Origin of the sequence: Micromonospora andamanensis (assembly GCF_016863495.1) — a bacterium.
GTDB lineage: Bacteria > Actinomycetota > Actinomycetes > Mycobacteriales > Micromonosporaceae > Micromonospora > Micromonospora andamanensis.
This window is the reverse complement of sequence record NZ_BOOZ01000014.1, coordinates 216520-239356: the sequence shown is the minus strand read 5'-3', so window position 1 is coordinate 239356 and position 22837 is coordinate 216520. Positions and strand designations below refer to the sequence as shown.

The following is a 22837-nucleotide window of genomic DNA, read 5'->3' as shown; positions in this document are numbered from 1 at the left end:
GCCGCCGACCCCAGCAGTCCCGCGTCACCCGGTCCGCGGACCGGGTATCCCGAGAGGAAGAAACATGGAACGCCACGAGATCGTCGAGAACATCCGGGCCGCGCTGACCGAGGTGCTGATGCGCGACTTCGGTCCGCTCGCCGAGGGAACCCGGCTCTTCGAGGACATGCACCTGGACTCCACCGCCATTCTCGAACTGCTCATGGCGCTGGAGGACAACATCGGCATCGAGGTGGATCCCGAGAACCTGGACATGGACGACTTCCGCACGGTGGGCACCCTGACGGACTTCCTGGAGCGTGCGCGGAAGGTGAGTTCCTGACCGCCGCGCCCACCGCCCCATCACCGAGGACGTGGTCATGTCCCTGACCCTGCGCGGCGCGGCAGCGCTCGTACGCCCCGACGACCTCCCCTACGAACCCGACGAGGCTCTGCTGGCCTACCACCGGGACCTGCTCGCGCCGTACGGCATCGAGGTCGACGAGGACCTGATGAAGCAGTCCCGGAACATCGGGTTCCGCGAACTGGCCGAGGAACTGATGGACCGGCGCCCGAGTCCGTTCGGGCCGCCGGACCTGTTGATCCTGGCCTACGGCCTGCCCGACCGATATCCCCTCAAGACCGTCACCACGCGGCTCAACGCCCTGTTCGGCGGGCGCAGCCACAGCTTCGCCGTCTCCGAGCAGGGCCTGCAGGCGCCGTTCACCGCGTTGCGCGTCGCCGACGCGTACACCCGGTCCGGCAAGAAGTCCAGCCTGGCCCTGTTCGTCTGCGAACAGACCACGCTGCCGTACCGGGATCCGCTGGTGCACGACACCCCCCTGCTGGACAGTGGCGTCCTGCTCTACTTCGACACCGACTCCCGATCCGGTTTCCGCTTCACCGCAAGCCGGGCGGCCGGCGCGGACGTACCGCTGGGTGATCTGCTGGCCGGCCACCGCACGGCGCTGCCGCCGGGGCCGACGCTGCTGGTCGCCGGCCCGTGGCCAGCGGACGATCAGCTCAGCGGCGTCGATCTGCCGGTGCACCGCTGCCAGCCCGGCGGCTACTGCACAAGCGTCTGGCTGGACCTGGCCCGTCACCACGAGCAATGGGCCACCCGCTACGCCAACCTCGTCCTCTGTGACACCGATCCGCGGACCGGACGCAGCCAGCTCGCCGTCCTGTCCAACGCCGGCGCGCCCGAGCGCAGGGAGACCCGACCATGAAACCCGCACCTCCCGCGTCGCCGCAGTCGGCGGGGACGCCCTACCCCCTCGTCCTGGACACGCTGCACGGTCGGGTGGCACCCGGCCGGCTGGTCGCGTCTCCCACCGGCCATGTTCTCGCCTCCACGGTGGCGCTGCCCGACGCGCCGGCCGGGCCGCTCACCCGCTTCGGCCTCGCCGTCGCCGAGGCCACCCCCGAGTCCGCCTTCGGCGAAGGGCCGGCCGCCGACCGCTTCGCGGTGGCCCTGTTGACGGCGCACCGCGAACTGCTCGACGCCACCCTCACCCACACGTTGCGTCACCTCGAAGGACGCACCTCAGGGAGCACCACGCTGCTGGCCAAGCAACTCGTGGCCGGACAACTGGCCGACATCGCGCTGCGGCTGGCCGAGGACACCGCCGTTCCCGAGGCGCGTCGGCACGCCGGCCGGGACGCCCGTTGGCGCAGTCACCTGCGGCTTGTCGACATCGGCCGGGACCTGCTGCGGTTGCTCGGCGCCAGCGGTTTCCTCGCCGACGGACCCGCCGGCGACCTGCACCTCGCCGAGGTGGTCGGCAACGTCTACCTGCACGCCGACACGGAGGACGCCGATGAATGAGCTTCGCGAGGCCGCCGCGCCCGCCGGGACGGACCTGCTCGACGAACGCAGCCGGGAGCTGGCCGACCACTGTGCGGCGATGGCCGGCCGGTTACGCGCGATCGGCATGCGGCTGGACCAGGATCCGGACGTCATCACCGAGTTCCTGCACGAGCCGGAGGTGCGCTTCCCCGTCCAGGGGATGCTGCCGCCGGAGTACCGGTCGGTGGGAGAGTTCCCGGCGCGGCTGGTGGAGGCGAGCAGCACCGTCCTCGGTCAGGTGGTCGCCACCGAGCAGGTGTCCTACGGCGATCCCAACGTGCTCCTGGCCAGCCCCGGGCCGTCGCTGTCCGGCGGGGCCGTCCAGGCGCTGGCCGACGAGCAACAGCGGAAGCGGTACTTCGGTCGGCTGACGTCCAGCCCCACCCACACGTTCTTCGCCCTGACCGAGCCGGGCAAGGGCTCGGCCGCGACGGAACTGGAGACGACGCTGACCCCGGCGCCTGGCGGCGGGTGGCTGCTCAACGGGGTGAAGTGCTACATCGGCAACGGTGCCCGCGCTCAACTCGGTGTGGTGTTCTGCCGGCGAGCACCCGGGCCGTGGGGCATCGAGGCAGTGCTGCTGGACACCAGCGCGCCGGGGTTCAGCGGCGAACTGCTGCCCAGCGTCGGCCTGCGCGGCGCGCGGATCAGCCGGCTGCGCTTCCAGGACGTCACGGTGGCCGACGAGGACGTGCTCGGGGCGCAACGCTCACCCAGCCGCCGGGGGCTCTACGGTGCCACCTACATCCTCTACCGGTTCCGCCCGGGCATCGCGGCGATGGCCATCGGCTGCGCGCAGGCCGCCTGCGACTACCTGGTCACGCACCGCCCGACGCTGCCCCGGCGCGACCGGCACCGACTCGACAGCGTCCTGGACCGCATCGCCGCGGTCCGGCACCGGACGTACGCGGTGGCCCGCGACATCGACGCCGGTGTCGTCGACGTGGCCGGCATCGGTGCGGTCAAGGCGCGGGCGGCGCGGGTCGCCGAGGACGCCACCCGGCTGGTGGCCGAACTGCTGGGTCCGGCCTGCCTGATCGAGCATCCCTGGGTCGAGAAGACCTACCGCGACGTGCGGGCGTTCGATCTGATGGAGGGAACGACGAACCTGCACGCCATGTCGGTCTTCCAACGACTGCTGCGGGACCGGGCCGCCCCGCAGCCGGTGACGGAGCGGGCGGTCGACGGTGCGGCTCGGCATTGATCTTGTCGCCCTGGACGAACTGGACCGTCTCCTGCGCCGGGGCTGGTTCCTGCGGTACTTCTTCGCCGCCGAGGAACTGGCCCAGGCCGAGGCGCTGGGCGACAGCCGACGTCGGGAGTACCTGGTGGGGCGGTTCGCCGCGAAGGAAGCCGTGCTCAAGGTTCTGGGCACGGGCCTGTTCGAGGGGGTCGCCCCCCGGGACATCGCGTTGCCGCGTCAGCCCGGCGGGTCGCCAAGCGTCACGTTGCGGGGCAGTGCCGCCCAGGCAGCGCGGTCGGCCTCGATCACCCACGTAACCGTCTCCGTCACCCACAAGCGGGACCTGGTCGCCGTGGTCGCCGCCGGATGGTGACGCCCGTTCGGTGACCAGCACCGGAACCCCGCCGTACCGTCCCTGAGGAGCACACATTGACCCGGTCCTCGATTCGTTCCGGCCATCGGCACCAGCGTAGGTCGGAGCTGTCCCGACCGGCAGGCTGGGCGTTGTCGTCCCTGCCGCCCGGCCCGCCGGCGGTGGCCGACGAGCAACGGCGGCCGTTGGTGGGCCGGGAGCGGGAGAGCGCGGCGCTGGCCGGGGCCGTGGCCGCCCTGGTCGACGGCACGGGACGAATCGTCGAGGTGACGGGGGAACCGGGGATCGGCAAGAGCCGGCTGTTGGACCAGGTGGCCGCAGTGGCGAGAGAACACGGAGTGCAGGTGCTCGCCGGCCGGGCGCCGGTACCCGGTTCGGACGTGCCGATGGCGGCGATCGTCGACGCGCTGGACCCGTACCTGCCCCAGGTCTCCCAGACCCGGTTGGCCGAACTCCGTTCCGATCACGCGCAACTGCTGAACGACACCTTTTCGTCGCTGCGCCTGCCGGGCGCCCGTTCACTGGCGCCGGCCGGGGTGCCGGCGGGCGCCCGGCAGTTGCGCGCCGTACGGCTGTTGCTGGAGACGCTGGCCGCCGAACGGCCGCTGTTGATCACGATCGACGACCTGCACAACGGCGACCGGGCCACCATCGATCTGGTCTGCCACCTGCTCGACGCGCCCCTGCGTACGCCGTTGCTGCTGGTCGTCGCGCATCGCCGCCGCCAGTCGCCGGCCAGGCTGCGGCTGGCGCTGGACACCGCCGGACAGGTGACCCGCATCGAGGTGACGCCGCTGGAGCGGGCGCACCTCGACGAGTTGACCGAGTTACCGCTGTCGGCTGGTCAGCGTGCCGTGCTGCACGAGCTGTCGGAGGGCAACCCGCAGTACCTGTCGGCGTTGCTGGCCGGCGCGCTGCCTCATGGCCCGGCGAGTGAACACGTGGAGCTGGGAGCGCTCCCAGCAGAGGTGGAGGCCGCATTGGCCGCCGAACTCGAACTGCTGTCCCGCGCGGCCCACCTGGTGGCCTCGGCCGCAGCGGTGCTCGGGCCCGAACCTGTCGACACCGGCCTGCTGGCCGAGGTGGCCGGGATCGCCGCCGAACAGGTGCCGGCCCCCATCGACGAACTCGTCGCCGCCGACCTGCTGCGCCCGGTGGCCGGCAGTGGGTGCTTCGCCTTCCGACATCCCGTGGTCCAACACGCGGCGTACCTCACCACCGACGCCGGCTGGCGCCTGACCGCGCACGCCCGCGCGCTGGCGGAACTGCGTCGCCGCCGGAGCAGCGTCGCCGCCCAGGCACCGCACCTGCTGCGGTTGGCGGTGCCGGGCGACATGGTCGCCGTCGAGGTACTCAGCGAGGCGGCCACCGCCGTGCTCGACCGGGCCCCGCACACCGCCGTCCGGTGGTTGGGTGCCGCGATCCGGCTCTCGCCGAGCAGCGCGAACCCCAGCGAGTCGCGCGTGATGCTCACGGTGCGACTCGGCCAGGCGCTGGCCGCAGCCGGTCACCCGAGAGCCGCCCGAGCGGTACTGCACGACGCCCTGCGGCTGCTCGACAAGCGCCCGTCCGCGTACCGCACCACGGCGACCCTGCTCTGCGCCCAGGTCGAACGCCAGCTCGGCCGGCACGGGGCAGCGGCGGCGTTGCTCCGCACCGGTCTGACGCGACCCGACGAGGCCCAGCCGGCGGACCGGGCCGCGCTGGCACTCGCGCTCGGTGCGGTAGAAATGACAAGCGGCCGGGCCGGGCAGGCACGCCGGTGGGCGGCAGCCGCGTTGGGCGCCGCCCGCCGCGCCACGACCATCCCGGGGGCGGTACGGGCGCACGCGTTGGGTCTGCTCGCGGCGGCGAGCCATCTGCGGGGCAACCGCGCCGCCGGCGGCGAGACCAACCAGGCCGCGTTGCAGCTCAACACCACGCTGGACGCCGAACTCGGTGACGAGCCGGAGAGCGCCCTGTGGGTCGGCTGGAGCGAGATCCTGCTGGACCGCTCCGACGCTGCGGTGCACCACCTCAGCCGGGCCATCGATGTCTCGCCCGGAGCCCGGAGCTACTTCTCCCTGCTGCACCTGTTGTGCACCCGGAGCCTGGCCCACCGGTGCGCCGGGCGGCTGGCGGAGGCGTCCGCCGACTGCGCCGAGGTGCTACGACTGGCGTCCGGCACACAGTTCCGGGAACTGCACGTCGCGGCCGAGGCGATGGGTCGACTGCTTACCGTCTGGAGCGGAACCGAAGAGGTCGAACCAGCTGTGGTTCCGTACACCCTGGACCTGCCCGCCTCCGGCTGGCCGGGCAGGCTGGTGCTGAGCGCGAACGCCGAGACGCTGCTCGCACTGGGGGATACCGCCGGGTGCCTGGCCGTGGCCGCGACCGCCGGACTGTCCGAACTCGAACCCTGGGCGCAGGTCGGCTGGTACGAACTGTTGACCCGGGCCACCCTGGCCGAGGGCGATCCGGACGCAGCGGCGGAGTGGGCGCAGCGCGCGCACCAGGTGGCCGAGCGGCTGGGTCGGCCGGGCCGCAGTGCCCTGGCCGCGTCCGCGAGGGCCCGGGTGCTGGCGCTGCGGGACCCCGCCGTCGCCGCCGAGGCGGCTGCCGCCGCCGCAGAGACGCTCACGCGGGTCCGAATGCCGCTGGACGCCGCGCAGGCCCACATCGTGGCCGCGCGAGCGCTGGTGGCCGACGGCGACCCGGATCGAGCCGTCGCGACGCTGCGGATGGCCGAGGAGATCTTCGACCGCTGCGGCGCCGGTCTCTTCACCCGCCAGGTGAACACCGAGCGACGGCGGCTGCTGGCGGGCCGCTCGGGCGGCGCCCGGCGGGCCCGCCGCCAGGGCGGCTCGCCGACCCTGACTCGACGGGAGACCCAGGTGGCGGCCCTGGTCAGCGAAGGGCTGACCAACCGGCAGGTGGCGGCCCGCCTGTTCGTCACCCAGAAGACCGTGGAGATGCATCTGTCCCACGTGTACGCCAAGATGGGCGTCACCAACCGGGCCGCCCTGGTACGCCGCTTCCACCTCGGCGGGCTCGCGTCGGCGCAGTCCTCCTGACGCGCTCCCGTTCCAGGCCACGTGGAAGGTCGTTACCGCCTGGGTTGACGCCCGGGCCAGCGCTGCCGGCGGTGCCCACACCGTGGCCTGCGCGATTGAGGTCCGGCGGCGTCTGGTGCGAGGACGCCGGCACGGTGGCCCGTTTCCTGCCACCGATGGCCGCGGCCGGCGGTGGTGCCTTCGACTTCGACGGCACCGATCAACTGCGGGCCCGTCCGCTCCGTCCGCTGATCGAACGCGCTGCGCGCAGTGGGCGCGACGGTTGAGCCCGCCGGTGACGGCCGGCCTCCGACGTGCCGGGCCGGGGCATCAGGACGACCACCGCGGTTTCGGATGACCGTAGCCATCGAAGTTCTTGTCGATCTCGCGCCAGCGGGCCCACAGCCGCGATCGTTCGTCGCCTGTCGCAGCACGACCACGTACCGGTCGTGGCCTGTCGACCAGGTCAACGATCGCGTCCGGGTGCGCCTGCAGATTGCAGCCAGCGGCAGGCCGGTAGCGCCGAACGGCTCTGCTGACAGCCGGCCTGCCCACCCGATCAAGTCGACGTCCGCTCACGGCCGCCAGCAGTGGTTGACGGGAGTACGAGCAATGTGAGTCTGCTCTTGCCTTCTTCACGACGGACCTGAGTGCGGACGTAACCCAGGACCTCTGGTCCCGCCCCATCCGGCGTCCCAGTCTTCACTCTCCCTCATGCCCTATGCGCATGCCATGCAGAAGCGGGCGAACGGCCGCCCGGCAAGGCGTTCATCGCCGATCGGCTGCCCGCATCGCTCGCAGACGCCGTAGGTCGCCGCGTCCACCCGACGCAGCGCGTCGTCAACGTCAGCGATCCGCTTCCGCGCCCCGGCCAGCAGCGCGGTCAACTGGGCGCGTTCGAAGCCGATGGTGGCACCCTCCGGGTCGTGCTCGTCGTCGGCATTCGAATCCCGCGATGCCAGGAACAGCGCCTTCAGATCCTGGGCCAACGTCGCCGCCTCAGCCTCCGCCCTCGCTCGCAGCCGCAGCAATTCATCCCGGACCATATGTGGAGCCTAACGGCCTCCAGCCGGAACAGATCGGCCACGGAGGGAACGCGCACGGGTGGGGGAGATCCGGATGGTGGCTTCGAAACGGGCCGGGTTGAAGGGTGTCGATTCGTCATGGCGGGTACATGAGTGATCTGGTTGACCAGTTCTATACGGCGCCGGGAACCCCGCCGCGATTCACGTTTCGGCACCAGGCGGTCCGTCCGGGCCACGATATCGTTACGCCACCCGATCTGTGGGAGGCGCGGCGACGACTGTTACGCGCTGTGCCACATGGGTTGAAGTGCCGGGCCTCCCTCTGGCAGTTGTATCGGCGCGCCGTGGTCGGCGAAGCCGTGGCGGGCGTACAGCTTCCGGTTCAGCGGGGTCGACGCCTCCAGGTAGACGGGCAGGCCCAGCCGACGCGCGCGGTCGAGGCCGTGGCGCAGCATCGCAGTCCCGGCGCCGACTCCCCGGCGCTGTGGGATGGTGCCCATGGACGCGAGGTAGATGTGGGGCACCTTGGGGTGCCGTGCCGCCGTGAGCGATTTGACCGTGGTCAGGCGTTGAGTCAGCCGATCGTTGCCGGCCGGGAACTCGGTGTCTTTCGACGTTTCGTCCATGTCGATCCAGATTGACGCCGCGATGGCTTCGCTGTGGCAGGTGAACGCGACGACCACTGCCTCGGCGGCGATTGCGGCTGCCAGCGACGCGGCGAGCAGTTCGCGTGTGGCGGCCAGCCGCGCCCCCGAATCGGGGACGACCCAGGCGGTGACGGCTTCGTCGGCGAAGGCCTCAAGACACAGTGCCAGTACCGTGTCGAATTCAGACGCCAGTGCAGGACGGGCGGTCAGCATGGTGGCGGTCATCGAGTTTCCTCCTGCGGTGCTCGGTGTGCCTCCCACACTTGCGGCTTCACTGACACCCGAGGAAGTAGTTTCGTCACACGGACGGTGCGACGAAAGAGGCTGCGATGACGTGTGCCCAGTGCGGACGGGATCTGGGGACACCGCTGCGCACGGGACGACCGCGCCGCTACTGTTCACGATCCTGCCAGGGCCGCGCCTACCGACGCCGCCGCGACAACGGACGGCTCTCGGCGCTCGCCCGACATCCCCACGTGAAATCGAACGCAGAGCACATGATCGAAGTCGCCACGACGCTGGCCGACACCCAAGGCGTCGACGGCCTGACCCTGCGAGCTATCGCCCGCCACGCAGGGCAACCGTTCTCCGCCGTACAGCACGCCTTCGGTAGCCGCGACCGTCTCGTCGCGGCATTGGTGCAGCACCTCCTCGCACCGCACCACGCCGGCCCTCATCGGGATCCGCCAGTGGAAAAGCTCGCCCGGCTCGCAGAGCAGGAGTGGCAGGTCTACCGGGCACACCCGTGGCTCGTCGACATTCTCGCCAGCACCCGGCCCCCGCTGGTTCCGGCCGTGCTCGACATGGCAGGCGCGAGCGTCGAGGCCTTCGTGGCGCTCGGGCTCAGCCCAGCGATCGCGCTCCGCCGCTACCTCGCACTCAACGCCTACATCCAGGGCATGGCACTGCTGCTCCACGCCGAACAAAGAGAAGGAGCAGACCCCGGAATAACGTACCGCTCATGGTGGGCCGAGCAGATCCGCCGCCTCGACCGCACCGGCAGCCAACGGCGTCACCCCTGGCTCGGCGACGTAACCGCCGGCACACCACCGGAGACATTCGACGCCGATGCTGCGTTCCGTGACGGCCTGCACCGCGTCCTGATCGGCCTTACGCACACTGCCTGAAACGGTATGTCGCTCGTGCCTGCCTCGGCGGGCGGCTGGTCGGGGACCAGTTTCTGGTACGCCCGGTGTGGGAGATCGCGCTGCGCCGGCACCGGGTGGCGGGGGTCGCTGGGGGCCCCGCTCCGGACAGCAGCTCGTGGGCGGTCCTCAGGTGCTCGCGGCTGTATCGGCGGCGGCCTTGGCGGCGCAGCCATTCACCGTAGAGCAGGTGGGCGCGTGCCCGGTAGGCCAGCAGCGGGCTGTCGGCCAGTCGATCGACCGCTTCCCGGTAGTGCTCCTCGACCCCGGTGGCCAGGCCGCGCGCGTACGCCGCCACGCCCAGGCCGGTCGCGGTCCCGGCCGCCGCGGCACGGGTCGTCAGCGATTCCAGCGCGGCGGCGGCGGTGTCCGGCTCATCGCAGCGGATGGCCGCCTCAACCAGCTCCGGCAGGGCGAAGCCAGCCATCGACAGCCCGCCCTGTGCGACGGCCTGCCGGGCGGCGGTCAGCGCGGCGGAGTATTCGGCTAGTCCGTTGTGGAGTATCGCCGCCGACCAGTGCACGTTGGCGATGAATTGGCCCGTCTGGTGCGCCGCTGCCGTGGCGGACGCGAAGAGTTGGTGTGCCTCCCGGGGGCGGCCTCGCATCGCGGCCAGGTGGAGCCGGTGATAGAAGACCGGCGGCCCCCCCGGTCGCGTCGGCCAGGGCCTCCTCCTCCGCGGTCGCGGCGATGGCGGACCGCAGGTCGCCGGTCAACACGGCGTGGGTGACGCTCAGCGCCAGCCCGAGCCGCAACGTCAGCGGGGAGCCTGACTCCCGGCCGGTCTTCATCACCCACTCGACGATCGCGGCGTAGGAGTCCGGATCCCACAGTTCGGCGGCGAGCATGGCGGCGAGGGCGGGTCGCCTGGACCGCAGCCGCAGCGCGTCCAGTATGTCGGGGGGATGTCCCGGTGGCGCCGCCGCCAGCACCCGCTCCATCATGCCGGTGCCCCGCCCGACGAGCAGGCCCCGACGGCATTCAACTGGAGCTGTTCGAGTTGCCCGACGGCAGCGGAAGCCACAATCCCTGAGGCGTGCCCCCATTCGCTGGAAGGCCCGTCACCGGGATGCGGTGCGACAGTCCGCCCGGACCGTGCTCGGGAGCCCTCAGCGCGGCCGATCAGTGTGCCGGTGACCAGGTGCAGAATCATGTGCTCATGGATGTAGAACAGATCGTGGGCTCCTTCGTGGTGGAGATCGGAGTTCGGCAGACATGGCCGTTCGTCGGGCTCTGCGACAACCGATCCGCACCTGCCCAGGAGACTCGCCTGTACATCGACGCTTCCTGGACCATCGAGGCAACCACCTCCACCAGCGGCGGCGTAGAGAACGACATCCGTTGGCTGACCACAGCCGCGGCACTCAACAACACAACGATCGACACCGCGTGGATCGACGAAGACGGCGGGCTGCACCTGACCACCGATTCCGGGCTTGCTCTGGCCGTATCAGGCGAGCCAGAGCCGTACACCACTGGCGAGCCATGGCGTCTGAGCCGCTGGCGTCCCGTTTGATCAGGCACACGTTATCGCGGCAGATGCGTGCGCGGCCGGCAGATGACCCCATGTCGGCGGTGCGCGCCTGTCGAGCTGAACCGTTTGCGCTATCACGCAACATTACCCTCGCTGGTGGGGCCGGCACACGAGGCCCGAACCGTGCGTGATCTGTCTGTGCTATCAGCTCGACAGCTTCCTTACACCCCAGGCACGCCTGCCGCAGCGGACGCAACGCCACACAGGTAAATACCCTACCGGGTACCCTTCCAGTGGAAGGGTTCTATCCGGCCCACCGCTATCCCGCCACCGCGCCGAAGCTGAGTCGATCACCTGGACGGCGTCCGGCGGTCGGGCCGCCCGGCACGGCCAACATGATCAGGGCGATCTGGTGAACGCGCGGTTGTAGGCGTCGATCTGTGTGGCTGGGCAGGTGCCGTGCACCGGCGCCACAGTGACCGAAGTCGCCAGTCCCGGCGCGCCGCCAAACGGTTTGTGGGGTTCGTGGGTCCTGGGATGTCATCCGGTCTGCGGCCCCCCGCGATCGGCGAGCTCACCGAACCAGGCGAGGGCGTGCCGCCCCGAGGTGATCCCGTATTCCAGGGTCAGGCGCTGGTACGCCGCGACATCGCGGAACTCCGGCGATAGCTCCATCGTGTCGAGATGCTTGTGAAGGGCGGTGAGCTCGGCGAGATCAGCTGCGGCCCGTTCCTGGATCTTTCGCAGCACCGGTGGGCGGTTTTCCGGGGCGAGCAGTCCCAGGAAGAACAGGCGCGGAAGCGCTGCTGTCTCCAGGTCGGCCCCGCCGAGTTCGCCCGTCATCCACCTGTGGAACTCCTGCCGGCCCGCCTCGGTGGTGCGATAGACCTTCTTGCCACGTCCGCCCGGTTCGGTGCTCGCGACCTCGATCAACCCCTTGCCCAGCAGCGTGTCGAGGGCCCGCTTGATGCTGCCGGAGCTGGCGCTGTAGAAGAGCGCGACGCCCGCTTCGAAGCTCTTGATCAGGCTGTACAAGCTCTGCGGGGCGATGAGCAGCAGACCCAGGATCACATGTGCCACACCCGGATCCTATCCGGTTGACTCTCTTAGACATGTCTAGTAGGCATATTGCTATGCGAGGACGACACATGCGGCGCACGTTCACGGCAGCCGGCAATCGGGCAACCGACGAGATCGACGCCGGCCTGACCAGCCTCGTGCAGCGGGTCAGTTCCAGACCCGGTCTGCACCACGTCAGCCTCGCCCTATGCAGCGCCGACGGGCAGCGCCACTGGGCAGGCGGATCAGGACCGGAGGGCACCGCCGAGCCGGAGGCACGCCCCGAGGCACCCTTCTTCATCGCCTCGATCACGAAGCGGTTCATCATCACGCTCGTCCTGCAGGCCCACGAGCGCGCGGAACTCGACCTGGATGCTCCGATCACCACGTATCTGCCCGCATCCGTCACCACCGGGCTGCACGTGCGGGGCGGTGTGGACCGAACACCTCAGATCACCGTACGCCACCTGGCCAGCCACACCTCGGGGTTGCCGGACTTCTTCGAACGCCGCCGCGGCGGGCCGAGCCTGTACCGGCAGTTGCGTGCCGGGCACGACACGTCCTGGACCTTCGAGAACGTCATCGGCATTACCCGCGAGCAGCAGCACCCCCATTTCGACCCACAAGACCTGACTGCGGGAACGCAACGCGCACGCTACTCCGACACAGGCTTCCAATTGCTGATCCGGATCCTGGAGAACGTCACCTCGACCGCCTTCCCTGACCTTCTCAGCCAACGCATCGCCGTACCGCTCGGTCTCACCCGCACCTGGCACCCCGCCGCCGAGCCCGCCGAGCCGGATCTGCCCGCGCCCCTTCCCCTGTACGCCAGACGACGGCGGGTGGACGTGAATGGAGTCATCGCATCGAGCAACGACCTGTTCAGCACCACCGAGGACCTGCTCGCCTTCGAGCGGGCGCTCACGGCCGGTGAGCCCTTCCGCGACGCGAACACGCGGCACCTGCTTACCGAACGCCGCAACCGGCTACGCAACGCCCCGGTCCTCCGCTACGGACTGGGCACCATGATCTTCAAGGTCAACCGACTCATGTCGCCACTGGGCGGGCCAGTAACCCTGGTCGGGCACTCAGGGTCGACCGGCACCTGGCTGTTCACCTGCCCGGAACTCGACCTGCACCTGGCCGGCACCGTCAACCAGACCGAAGCTCGGGGCCTCCCGTTCCGCATCATGGCCGCGTGCCTGCGAATCTGGGCCCGCTGAGCGAACAGCGGAACCGCAGCCCCAAACAACCCAGACCGTACGCCAACTCGGTTGGGGGCTCGCAGCCAGCGGGATGGCCATGTCGAAGGTGTGGCCGACAGCGTCGATGAGCGACTCGCGGCAGAACAGGACGTTGACGGGCCGGGCCAAGGCCTTCCTGCGGGCATAATCCTCTCGGTGATCTTCTCTCCACCGGATCCGCTCGACTTCCGCGGGGTCCAACGGGCCTACGACACCGTGGCGGAGGACTACGCCGCCTACCTGCCGGACACCCGCTGGGAGGCACCCCTCGACCTCGCCATGGTCGACGCCTTCGCCATGGCGGTGACGGCGGGCAACGACGTGCAGGTCCTTGATGCAGGATGTGGCACTGGCCGGATGAGTCAGTACCTCACCGAACGCGGTTGTGCGGTGGTGGGTGTCGACCTGTCGCCGGGCATGGTCGCCATGGCCCGACGCAACCATCCTGACCTGGTGTTCACTGTGGGCTCGTTGACCGAGCTGCCGTACCCGGACGGCCAGTTCGCCGGCGTGATGCTGTGGTACTCGATCATCCACACGCCTCCCGCCGGCCAAGCGCGCATCTTCGCCGAGGCCGCCCGGGTTCTCCACCCGGGCGGCCATCTGCTCGTAGGATTCCAGTCCGGCAAAGGCACGCGCGACGATTCCAAGGCATACCGTCAATTCGGCCATGAGATCGAGCTCGAGCTCGAGCGCCATCTCTACACGGCAGACGACGTCGGTCTCCAGATCGAGTCTGCCGGCCTACGGGAGGTGTGCCGCCTGGTGCGACGTGCCCAGGGCAAGGAGCGGGACGATCAGGCGATCCTGCTGGCCAGTGCCCAATGAGCGACACGCACATCGGCAGGCCCGCTGCCGGCCCGCCGCTAGCTGTGACTATGCGTAGCGAGCGCCTCGCGGCAGAAGCGGATGTCGTGGCCAGTCTCCGCCGGAAACTCGCCCTCATGTCGCGGTGGGCACCGCCACGGACCGCCACCTGCCAGTCGTCGCCGATCATCCTCCGGCGTCAGTCGAACAGCTTGTCGAGCGCTTCCTGTTCGAGGTCGCGCCAGCGCTGGGCATCCTTGAGCGCCTTGGCTATCTCCTTCTCGTCGAGGTGGTGGGCGCCCTCCTCGCGGATGCACGCGATGCTGAACGGCCCGCCGACCGACGGCGAGGTCCGCTCCAGCGCCTCCAGCACCCGTATCACGCCTACCACGCCGTACTCGACGGTGCGCGTGGTCATCCGGAAGTGGGACAGCAGCGCGCCGGCCTGCTGGGCCATGGGGGCGCCGGAGCCGATGGCGTGGAAGCCCACGTCCTCGTAGCGGCCGATGAGTCCGTTGGGGTTGATTTCCACGATCCACGGACCGCCCTGGCTGTAGCCGGCCGCGAGCAGGTACGCCGACACTCCGCCGCCGTCGCCCTCGCCGGGCACGTCCGGGATGTAGTTCTCGTAGTGCTTCTTGAAGACGGGCAGGATGCGCTCCTGCATCTCGCCGCCGATGTCGGGTGCTTCGAGGATGGCGGTGGCCGAGTCCTGCAGGAGGGGGCGCAGGTCGTTGAGTACTCCCCGCGCCCCGCTGCCACCCCAGGCGGCGCAGGAGCCCAGCGGGTGCAGCTTCTGGGCGGGGAAGCTCAGACCGCGGTCACTCTCGGTGATCTGGGAATCCGCGCCGATCACCACCCCGTCCTTGCAGACAACGGCGAGTACGACGGTCATGGGGTCCTCCTGGGCAGGGGTGAGGGGGTAGGGCGCCAGGTACCCGGCATCCCGGCTGCCTACACCCCGACAGGTGTCGGCCCTACAGGTTGTTGATCCGGGCCAACAGCTCTGCCTCGGTCAGGTTCTCCAGGACCGCATCCTGCTTGCGGCCCAGGACTGCCAGCAGCTTCTCCTTCTCCAGCTTCTTGGCTGCCGCTGCCTTCGCCGCCTGGTCCTCCGCGATACGGATGGCGATGACGTGCTTGACGACCTCCAACTTGGTTTCCAAAGTTGCCTTGGCCGGATTTGTCTCGGTGGCCACGAACGACTCGGTGTCGACGGCCTTGAGCTCGGCGTTGACGGCCTTGGCCACGTCATCGAGGCTGAAGCCGGACTTGGCGGTCAGCGGAAGCTCCCACAGCTGTTCCGTGGTCAGCAGTCCCTTGGTCGACGGGTAGCGGAACTTCTCCCGCGTGGCCTTCTCGAAAATGGTCACGGTGGCCTTCCTCGGATGTCGGGGTACGAATCAGAACTGGATGCTGATGAGGTGGCGCCGTCCGCTGGCCATGGTCACCTTGGCGATCACAGAGCTGCGGATCGTGGAGCTGAAGCCGAGGCCGGACAGCTGATCCGGGGACGGCTCGCACTTGGTGCGGTCGCCGAGAACCTCGAACACCTTGCGGTGGGGTTGCAGGTCGCCGCGGAGGAACTCGTTGTAGATCCCCCGGGTCGGCTGGTCGTTCACGCAACCCTTCAGGATGAAGAAATAGTGACGGTTGCCGACCTCGCTGTCGTCGAAGTAGTTCGGCGAGTACATGATCGTGGACACCGGCACGAACTGTTCGGTGGTGATGCCCCACAGCTCCTTGCTGGCGCTGCCCGGCTGCATGTCCCTACCTGGCCGGAAAGCGGTGATCACCTCGTCGACGACAGTCATCCGGCCCACCTCGACGGTGTCCTTGTGGCCGACCGCGCGCTCGTGGCGGTAGTTCTCGATTCTTCCGTCGCTCTCGGTCTCGATCACGAAGCCGACGTCTGTGCTCTCCCGCTTGTTGAACTGGTTCACCTCGATCCGGTACTCCCCGTCGGGGATGTGTTTGGTCCAGGTGACGTTCTCTACCGGCTCGCGCGAGAACGCCCCGCCAGCGTTCATGTCGACGTCCAGTTTGTTGCGCTTGTCCTGGTACCAGATGTGGTCGCCGTTGGGTTCGAACACGTGCAGGTCGAGGTCGTCGTGGTTGAACCAGGACAGGCTCACCCGCAGCTTGCCGGTGACGTTGCCGCCGGCCCGCTTGACCTTCTCCTTGATCGAGTCGGCGACGTTGCCGCAGTAGGACCAGGCGAAATCGTTGTCCCAGGTGAATAGCCGCGGCGCGGCCGGGTGCTGGCCGGTGGTGAGACTGACGAGGTGCGGTTCGTGGCTGTTGGCGACCCACAGCTCGATGGTCGCGGCACCGGGCAGGATGTCTTTCATGAAGGAGACCACCGGAATCTCCTCAGGCTTCGCGTCACGAAGGCCCGCACCTGACGACCTGGTGGTGGCGGCCTGCATCAGCAGCCCTTCGATGCCGTCCTTCATCCGCGGCTGTGTGTCGTTGTCGACCCACAGCACGTTGGTGACCGACACGTCGGACAGCCGGGCGAACCGTCGCTGCAACGACTCCTCGATGCCCAGCTCGTCGATGGTCTTCATGGCGGCCTTCACCATGGCCGGGGTGATCAACGCCCTGGGGCGCTGGTAGTTCTGCGGTGCCACCTTCGTCTCGAACGACCGGACCGCCTGCTCCAGGTCGACGCCCGCGGAGAGGTCCTGGACGAGGGTGCCGATCACCGTGTTGCGGAACCGGGCCGCCGGGTTCATGGCGTTGGCGAAGACGAAGGCCTGTCCGTCGGTCGCCTGCGTCCACCGGTTCCGCAGCGACCGGAACTCGGTCACCGCCTGACGGTGCTCCGCGCCGCGGTAGAGGGCGTTGTCGTCGATGAGGTCGACGACGGTGTCCAGAGCCTGCTGGGTCAACTCGGCCAGACCACGCTGGAACACCTGCACCGCGGCGTCGAAGCTGCCCCGTGCCGCGCCGATGTCGCTGGTGCGATGCCGCTTGTCCACCCGGCCGTGCAGGTGGTGCCACACGTCGACCTGGCCGTCGCGCAGCGTTCGGGTGATCTTCGTCCCGTACTGCGCCTCGGTGGACCGGAAGATGCTGGACAACGGCAGCGTGCCGACGAATTCGTCCATCGCGGCGGCGACGACGGAGAAGACCGGGTCGGACGCAGCCACCCCGGACCAGACGGTGCGGATCTGTCCGTTGTGGATCTCGACGACGTTGCCGAAGTTCTTGACGAACCCGCGGCAGGTCGAGCAGTCGTACTCGGACCGCTCACGGAACCGGAGGTTGGTGCCGGCGGGGAAGGAGTCGAGGTAGGTGAGCCAGAGCGAGTCCCGGTCGAGACGGTCGCCGACGACGTACAACTCGCCCTTGGACATCGACGACAGACGTACCGTTACATCCGTTACGAACTGCTGGAAATCGTCCACCGTGTCATCTCCCTTGATCATCGGAGATCTTAGGGAGCACACGCAATCGGAGAAACGGCGAGAGGTTTCGACCACAGCGCACGGTCATCTTGGCAGGATACTCGCCTTACTTGTATATTCAGCGGCATGCGATCGACTTCGCGTCCCGCGCTGCGGGAACCGTCGTACTTCGTCCTCGCGGCTCTGCTCGGTGGCCCGCTCCACGGCTATGCCGTGATCAAGCGGGTGAGTGAGCTGTCCGATGAGCGGGTGACGCTCGCTGCCGGCTCGCTGTACTCGGTGATCGACAGGCTGCTCGGCGAAGGACTCATCACCGCCGACGGCGAAGAGATCGTCAACGGGCGGGCCCGTCGCTACTACCGGCTCACCGACGAGGGCTACCGCGTACTCGCCGAGGAAGCCGACCGGCTCGCCCGGGCCGCCCGGGTGGTCATGGATCGCCTGCCGAATCGGGTCCTCCCGCAGGGAAGCACCCGTCAACCGTCTACCGCGAGGATCAGACCAGCATGAGTTCCGATGTTCTGGAGAAGCGCTACCGGATGCTGCTGCGGGCCTATCCGGCGGGTTACCGCCGCGAACGTGCCGACGAACTTGTCGACACGTTGATCGGCGACGAACCGACAGACCGCCGCTGGCCCAGCCTCCGGGAGGCGGCCTCGTTGATCCGGGGCGCCCTACGGGTGCATGGTGGCAGCACTGCGGCCCGGCCCACCGCAGTGCTGCTCTGGCAGGGCATCCACCTGGGTGCCATGGCGGTGCTGGCGCTGGGCGTGCTCATCGGCCTGGACGACCTCGTCGAGGCGTTCCAGTTCGGCGGATTCTCAGATCCCCTCACCGTCCTGCGGAATCAGGGCGTTCACGAGGTCATGGTGATTGCGGCGCTGGCGGCGCTCGTCGCGGGCCGTACCCGCACCGCTGCCGTCCTGGCGGTGGCTGCGGCGGTGGTGCCGACCGTCATCTCCCCGTACCTGTTCCTCAACGGCCTGCCGCAGTGGTGGGCACCGGTTGTCGCCACGCCCTTGATCCTGGTGGGCCTGTGGCGCCCGGCGGACGTGCCGCCGACGCCCCGGGCGAACGCCGTGCTGGTTACCGCAGGCATCCTCGCCCTGCATCTGATCCCTGCGGGAGGCTTCCGTAGGGTCGACATGAGTTCGCAGGTCGTTGCCGCCACCATGGTGATTGTCGGCATCGTCGCCTTCCTGTGGGTGGCGACGGCCGACCAGCGACTGCTGATCGCCGTCGCACCGACCCTCTTGCTCGGCACGCTGCACCAACTGGGCAACGACATGTCGACGGGGGAGCTGCTGCGCCGGCCGGACGCTCTGCCGTCCCTCGCCGTCGCGGTCCTGATCGCAGGCGGTGCGGTCGTCTCGACCCGGCTGCGGCAGCGCACCCGCGCCTGACCAATCGACTGGCGGTCCGGTCACCGCCGGACCGCCCAGGCGAGTGTGGAACGGCTTGCTTACGGCTGCCTCTTCAGGAGCTCGAACAGCCTGGAGAAGCTGTCCGCGCTGTGGCCGTCTTCAGCTGAGTGGTCGCTGCGCCCAGAAGAGGGCGTGTCCGCTGGTACCCTCTGGCACGAAGTCCTCGGAGGTGATGCTGAGTCCCGCCTGTCGCAGCCAGTTCCGATAGGTGGGGGCGTCGGCGTGGCTCCACCACATGGTGGCGGGGCCGTCGAGCCAGTTGTCCTCGGTGCCGGTCCAGGCATTGTGGCCGGTGGTGGCAAGTAGCAAGCCTCCTGGGCGTAGCCAGGAAGCGATTCGGCCGATGAGCCGCGGTTGGTCGGCCAACGGCATGTGGATGAGCGCGTAGAGGCAGACCACGGCGTCGAGCGACATCGGCGGCAGCTCCAGGTGAACAGCGTCAGCGCGGAGGAACGTGCCGGTCGGCACCAGGCGGCGGGCTCGGTCGATCTGCACGTCGCTGATGTCGACCCCGGTGACGTGGTGCCCGGCATCCGCTAGGAAACGCGCGACCGGCACGCCGCAGCCGCAGCCGAGGTCGAGGACCGAGGCCGCAGCCGGTAGACGCCGATCCAGGTCTGCCAACCAGGGTGCGTACTGGCCGGCGACGGCGTCGTCGGCGCGGTAGCGGTAGGACAGGGCGTCGTACCCTCGCCGGACCAGGTCACGCTCGTCACTGTTGCCCATACCGTTCACGTTACGAGTCGCGGCGTCGGTGCTGCGCGTCAGATCTAGCGGAATGCGGTGACCCAGAGCAGGACGGCGGCGAGGGCGAGCAGTTCGCAGGCCCCCACCGCGAGCAGCGGCATCGCTGCCGTCGGCAGCCGGGCCGACGAGGAGTAGCGGGGCCGTTCCCAACTGTGGTGCGCCGGGTCGCCGCTGATCGTGCCGCCCACCACCAGTGCGAGGATCGCCGCGACAGCTCCGACGTGGAGCGGTACGAAGTCGGGGTAGCTGCCGTGGAGCTTGTCGAATCCCGCCCACACCATCGTGAAGCCGACGACACCCAGGCCCGCACACGCCAGCATCGCGTACCGGGCTGTGGCGCTCGGCGTCGAGATCAGAATGATCAGGCCGGCGAGCAGGAACGGCCCGCCCACGATGGCCCAGCCGCTGAAGGCGAGGCCGACCGCCGGGCAGGTTGACTCGGTACACAACAGATCGAGCAACGCGGCCAGCATCTCGCTGCTGCGGAACACACTAACGACGACAGCGGTGATGAGTACCGCCGAGACGACGATGACTCCCGCCGTGCTCATTCGCGAACCCCTGCGCCCGAACACCCGTGGCCTCCCTACTGTCGACACGCCGCCGCGTGGAGTTCAGCTAACGTAGTGCCCGCCGGTAGAGGTTCGGGAGACGAGAGCATGCCTACGCCTACCACGCGACTGGTCAACAGGATCAGAAGGGATTTCCCGACCCCCGGCAGCTCCGACGAGGTGATCGCGCGGCTCACCGAGCTACCGCCTGATGCGTACGGTCGGCAAGACGCGGAACGCGTACAGGCCGCCCTGGTGCTCGCGGCTCGCGGGCAGTGGAGTCGATTCGCCGCTGGGATGGAGCTGCTGCGCGAGGACTGGCGGGACGTTCTCGTCGCGGGTGGTCTCGCCGAGGGTGACTGGCCGGAGCGTCTTGATGCCGAACTCCCGGATCAGGCTACTCCACCGGCTGCGGAACGGGCTGGAACGCTACGTCCGTCACGTCGGCGGCCAGCTCGGTGAAGTCGGTGCCGTACGCGGCCGGCTCGATGATTCGCAGCACCAGCGCGAACGGCCGGTCGGCGCCGAACCTGCGGTGCAGCGCGGCGTGGTGTGTGGCCAGGTAGCGGGCGCCGGCGAGGTTGCTGCCCGCGGTCAGACCGCCGAGGAAGAACACTGGCCGTCCACCGACCGGCCCCCAGAACCGGGCGAGCAGGACGTAGCTTGTCTCCGGGCTGAAGACGTACTCGGTGTCGCCGACTGTGAACGACAGCCGACGTTTCTCCTCGTCGAAGACCTCGTACGTCACGCCACGGAGGATGGCGCGCACGTGCGTTGCGCTGCGGGGGCTCGCGCCGCCCGGACCGCCGACGCAGAATTCGGTGAGCCGGCCGATCTCCCCGGTCGGTTGGTCCTCGCCGACCCGGTCCGCGCGGGCGCCGCATTCCCGGGCGATGGTCGCCAACTCCACGAGCGCGGCGACGTCGCGGCGGTGGACGCTGGATTCGCGGGGCGACGAGGCGTGCCGGGCCGCCACAAGCAGGCAGCTCGCTCCGGCGGTGAGGCCGAAGAAGGCGCGGGCCCGGTTCAGCTTGTGTCGCCGCAGCAGGAACCCCGTGAGCCAGACGGCCGTGCCGGCGATGACACTCGCCAGCAGATTGATCAGTAGGTCGCCCATGTGGTGATGATGTCCGATCCCGTCTCGGGTCAGCCGCGGGGTAGTACGCCCAGCAGGGTCGCGGTCAGGGCCAGCTGCAAGGAGTCCTTCAGCTCCATGCGGAAGCGGGCCAGGGGAGGTTCGGCCTGGTAGGCCGCCTCCAGGCTGGGTGGGGGAGTGGCGTACGCCGACAGCGCGCCGGCCATGACCATTGTTTGCAGGCTGAACAGTTCGGCATTCTCGCCCAGCTCCGGCAGGTGCTGCTGGATCAGGTGGGCCATGGTGGCCAGGTGGCCCAGGGAGGCCCGCTTGTGGCGTATGGCGACCGCCACGGAGACGTTGTGTTCCAGGACGCTGCCCTGTGCGCCGAAGAGGTCGCACAGGACCACCCGGCGGGCGAGTGAGCGGCTGACGATGTCGGCCATCGCTGCCGCTCGCGCGGCCATGGGTAGCTTCGCGTCGATGCCGTCGGCCAACTCGGCGGCCAGTTCGGCCAGCCACTCCTGGAGGAAGTGGTCCAGCAGTTCCAGCAGGACCGCCTCGCGGGACTCGAAGTAGCGCAGCACGTTCGGCTTCGCCAGGCCCACCCGGCGGCTGAGTTCGTTGAGGGTGACCGCGGCCACCGGCATTTCGTCGAGCATCGCCGACGCCGCGTCGAGGATCGTCCGTCGGCGGATCTCCCGCTGCTCCTCGGTTCGCGCCCGCTGGAAAGTCACGATCGCCAGCCTAGCTTAGGTACCGTCGGTACGTTGACAACGTACCGAAAGTACTTTAGCGTTGTGGAGACAAGATACCTTCGGTACTTTAATGGGAGACTGGTATGGGCGAGAAGTGGACGACGGCGAACGTCCCGGACCAGCGCGGGCGGGTGGCGGTGGTGACCGGGGCCAACACCGGACTGGGGTACGAAACCGCCAGGGCGCTCGCCGAGCGTGGGGCGTCCGTGGTGCTCGCCGTACGCAACGTCGAGAAGGGCGAGCGGGCCGCGGCCCGGATGTCCGGCGACGTGAGCGTGCAGGCGCTGGACCTGACCTCGCTCGACTCCGTCCGGACCGCGGCGGCCGCGCTGCGCTCCCGGTTCGGCCGGCTCGATCTGCTGATCAACAACGCCGGCGTGATGTACACCCCGCAGCAGACCACCCGGGACGGCTTCGAGATGCAGTTCGGCACCAACCACCTCGGCCACTTCGCGCTCACCGGGCTGCTGCTGGACCTGATGCTGCCGGTGCCCGGCTCTCGGGTGGTCACGGTCAGCAGTGTCGGTCACCGCATCCGGGCCGCGATCCACTTCGACGACCTGCACTGGGAGCGGTCGTACCGCCGGGTCGCAGCCTACGGTCAGTCCAAGCTGGCAAACCTGATGTTCACCTACGAGTTGCAGCGCCGACTCGCCCCGCACGGCAGCACAGTCGCGGTGGCCGCGCACCCCGGCGTGTCCAGCACTGAACTCGCCCGGAACACCCCGGCGGCCCTCCGGCTTCCGCTCACCTGGCTCGCGCCGCTGATCACCCAGACACCGGCGATGGGTGCGCTGCCGACCCTGCGTGCCGCCACCGACCCCGCCGTGCTCGGCGGCCAGTACTACGGTCCCGGCGGACGCCACGAGGCCATGGGCCATCCTCGGCTGGTCACCTCCAGCCCGGAGTCGTACGAGGTGGCCGTCCAGCAGCGGTTGTGGACCGTCTCCGAAGACCTCACCGGAGTGACGTTCCCCGTCGTCCGGTCCCGGCAGAACCCGTTCGCCTCCGGAGCGGCCACCACGAGGTAGTCCGCGCGGCGGATGCTCACA

General features: G+C 69.3%; 25 protein-coding genes and 1 pseudogene. 15 read left to right on the top strand and 11 right to left on the bottom strand.

The window, feature by feature from the left end; translation table 11 throughout:
• Nucleotides 1-64 precede the first annotated feature (64 nt).
• From Van01_RS14865 to Van01_RS14835, 7 genes and pseudogenes are all read left to right on the top strand, one after another.
• Nucleotides 65-322, top strand: coding sequence for an acyl carrier protein (locus Van01_RS14865; protein WP_099845203.1), 258 nt, complete (start codon nt 65-67; stop codon nt 320-322).
• A gap of 37 nt (nt 323-359) precedes the next feature.
• Nucleotides 360-1208, top strand: a complete 849-nt coding sequence (locus tag Van01_RS14860) for a hypothetical protein (RefSeq protein ID WP_204007161.1) — start codon at nt 360-362, stop codon at nt 1206-1208.
• The gene (locus tag Van01_RS14855) at nt 1205-1807 is read left to right on the top strand and encodes a hypothetical protein (RefSeq protein ID WP_204007159.1); all 603 of its coding nucleotides are present in this window, start codon (nt 1205-1207) and stop codon (nt 1805-1807) included. The genes Van01_RS14860 and Van01_RS14855 overlap by 4 nt, the downstream gene beginning before the upstream one ends.
• The gene (locus Van01_RS14850) at nt 1800-3032 is read left to right on the top strand and encodes an acyl-CoA dehydrogenase family protein (protein ID WP_204007157.1); all 1233 of its coding nucleotides are present in this window, start codon (nt 1800-1802) and stop codon (nt 3030-3032) included. Before Van01_RS14855 ends, Van01_RS14850 begins: the two co-directional genes overlap by 8 nt.
• Nucleotides 3016-3384 (top strand): holo-ACP synthase, encoded by a 369-nt coding sequence (locus Van01_RS14845; RefSeq protein WP_204007155.1) that lies wholly within the window; start codon nt 3016-3018, stop codon nt 3382-3384. Before Van01_RS14850 ends, Van01_RS14845 begins: the two co-directional genes overlap by 17 nt.
• Nucleotides 3385-3440: 56 nt before the next feature.
• Nucleotides 3441-6437, top strand: a complete 2997-nt coding sequence (locus Van01_RS14840; protein ID WP_204007153.1) for a helix-turn-helix transcriptional regulator — start codon at nt 3441-3443, stop codon at nt 6435-6437.
• A 92-nt stretch (nt 6438-6529) separates the two neighbouring features.
• Nucleotides 6530-6720 (top strand): annotated as a pseudogene (locus tag Van01_RS14835) (carboxyvinyltransferase); the annotation flags it as partial.
• 415 nt (nt 6721-7135) lie between these two features.
• Here the strand turns inward: Van01_RS14835 and Van01_RS14830 are convergent.
• Nucleotides 7136-7462 (bottom strand): TraR/DksA family transcriptional regulator, encoded by a 327-nt coding sequence (locus Van01_RS14830; RefSeq protein WP_204007152.1) that lies wholly within the window; start codon nt 7460-7462, stop codon nt 7136-7138.
• Nucleotides 7463-7722: 260 nt separating this feature from the next.
• Nucleotides 7723-8313, bottom strand: coding sequence for a GNAT family N-acetyltransferase (locus Van01_RS14825; protein WP_204007150.1), 591 nt, complete (start codon nt 8311-8313; stop codon nt 7723-7725).
• A gap of 272 nt (nt 8314-8585) precedes the next feature.
• On the opposite strand from Van01_RS14825, the gene Van01_RS14820 reads away from it, so the two are divergent.
• Entirely contained in the window at nt 8586-9215 is a 630-nt protein-coding gene (locus Van01_RS14820; RefSeq protein ID WP_204007148.1) for a TetR/AcrR family transcriptional regulator, read from the top strand.
• On the opposite strand, the gene Van01_RS14815 is transcribed toward Van01_RS14820, so the two are convergent.
• Entirely contained in the window at nt 9199-9840 is a 642-nt protein-coding gene (locus tag Van01_RS14815) for a hypothetical protein (protein ID WP_204007146.1), read from the bottom strand. The genes Van01_RS14820 and Van01_RS14815 overlap by 17 nt on opposite strands.
• An 83-nt stretch (nt 9841-9923) precedes the next feature.
• Here Van01_RS14815 and Van01_RS33485 point away from each other — a divergent pair, with 83 nt between their 5' ends.
• Complete coding sequence (locus Van01_RS33485) at nt 9924-10049, top strand: hypothetical protein (protein WP_275410336.1); 126 nt, start codon at nt 9924-9926, stop codon at nt 10047-10049.
• 343 nt (nt 10050-10392) lie between these two features.
• Nucleotides 10393-10749 (top strand): hypothetical protein, encoded by a 357-nt coding sequence (locus tag Van01_RS14810; protein ID WP_204007144.1) that lies wholly within the window; start codon nt 10393-10395, stop codon nt 10747-10749.
• 498 nt (nt 10750-11247) lie between these two features.
• Here the strand turns inward: Van01_RS14810 and Van01_RS14805 are convergent, their stop codons facing one another.
• Entirely contained in the window at nt 11248-11778 is a 531-nt protein-coding gene (locus Van01_RS14805; protein ID WP_204007142.1) for a PadR family transcriptional regulator, read from the bottom strand.
• Nucleotides 11779-11855: 77 nt separating this feature from the next.
• On the opposite strand from Van01_RS14805, the gene Van01_RS14800 reads away from it, so the two are divergent.
• The gene (locus Van01_RS14800) at nt 11856-12989 is read left to right on the top strand and encodes a serine hydrolase domain-containing protein (protein ID WP_204007140.1); all 1134 of its coding nucleotides are present in this window, start codon (nt 11856-11858) and stop codon (nt 12987-12989) included.
• A 90-nt stretch (nt 12990-13079) separates the two neighbouring features.
• Nucleotides 13080-13838, top strand: a complete 759-nt coding sequence (locus tag Van01_RS14795; protein ID WP_239099086.1) for a class I SAM-dependent methyltransferase — start codon at nt 13080-13082, stop codon at nt 13836-13838.
• Nucleotides 13839-14016: 178 nt separating this feature from the next.
• Here Van01_RS14795 and Van01_RS14790 read toward each other — a convergent pair whose 3' ends face one another.
• The 3 genes from Van01_RS14790 to Van01_RS14780 form a co-directional block, all read right to left on the bottom strand.
• Nucleotides 14017-14712 carry a proteasome protein gene (locus Van01_RS14790; protein ID WP_204007139.1) on the bottom strand — a complete coding sequence of 232 codons (696 nt, stop codon included), beginning with the start codon at nt 14710-14712 and terminating at the stop codon, nt 14017-14019.
• An 82-nt stretch (nt 14713-14794) separates the two neighbouring features.
• Nucleotides 14795-15190, bottom strand: a complete 396-nt coding sequence (locus Van01_RS14785) for a hypothetical protein (RefSeq protein WP_204007137.1) — start codon at nt 15188-15190, stop codon at nt 14795-14797.
• 30 nt (nt 15191-15220) lie between these two features.
• On the bottom strand, nt 15221-17230 hold the full coding sequence (locus Van01_RS14780; RefSeq protein ID WP_204007235.1) for a DUF8224 domain-containing phage-derived protein: 2010 nt from the start codon (nt 17228-17230) through the stop codon (nt 15221-15223).
• Nucleotides 17231-17356: 126 nt separating this feature from the next.
• Here Van01_RS14780 and Van01_RS14775 point away from each other — a divergent pair, with 126 nt between their 5' ends.
• A complete protein-coding gene (locus Van01_RS14775; RefSeq protein WP_204007135.1) occupies nt 17357-17740 on the top strand; it encodes a PadR family transcriptional regulator in 384 nt (127 codons plus the stop codon).
• Nucleotides 17737-18633, top strand: coding sequence for a hypothetical protein (locus Van01_RS14770; protein ID WP_204007133.1), 897 nt, complete (start codon nt 17737-17739; stop codon nt 18631-18633). The genes Van01_RS14775 and Van01_RS14770 overlap by 4 nt, the downstream gene beginning before the upstream one ends.
• 120 nt (nt 18634-18753) lie before the next feature.
• Here the strand turns inward: Van01_RS14770 and Van01_RS14765 are convergent, their stop codons facing one another.
• From Van01_RS14765 to Van01_RS14750, 4 genes are all read right to left on the bottom strand, one after another.
• On the bottom strand, nt 18754-19380 hold the full coding sequence (locus Van01_RS14765; RefSeq protein WP_204007131.1) for a class I SAM-dependent methyltransferase: 627 nt from the start codon (nt 19378-19380) through the stop codon (nt 18754-18756).
• 44 nt (nt 19381-19424) lie between these two features.
• A complete protein-coding gene (locus Van01_RS14760; RefSeq protein WP_204007129.1) occupies nt 19425-19952 on the bottom strand; it encodes a hypothetical protein in 528 nt (175 codons plus the stop codon).
• Between the two features lie 397 nt (nt 19953-20349).
• Nucleotides 20350-21069: a hypothetical protein gene (locus Van01_RS14755; protein WP_204007127.1), complete on the bottom strand. Its 720-nt coding sequence runs from the start codon at nt 21067-21069 to the stop codon at nt 20350-20352.
• A gap of 29 nt (nt 21070-21098) precedes the next feature.
• Nucleotides 21099-21764 carry a TetR/AcrR family transcriptional regulator gene (locus Van01_RS14750; protein ID WP_204007125.1) on the bottom strand — a complete coding sequence of 222 codons (666 nt, stop codon included), beginning with the start codon at nt 21762-21764 and terminating at the stop codon, nt 21099-21101.
• A 104-nt stretch (nt 21765-21868) separates the two neighbouring features.
• Between Van01_RS14750 and Van01_RS14745 the strand changes: the two genes are divergently transcribed.
• Entirely contained in the window at nt 21869-22816 is a 948-nt protein-coding gene (locus Van01_RS14745) for an SDR family NAD(P)-dependent oxidoreductase (protein WP_204007123.1), read from the top strand.
• Nucleotides 22817-22837 lie beyond the last annotated feature (21 nt).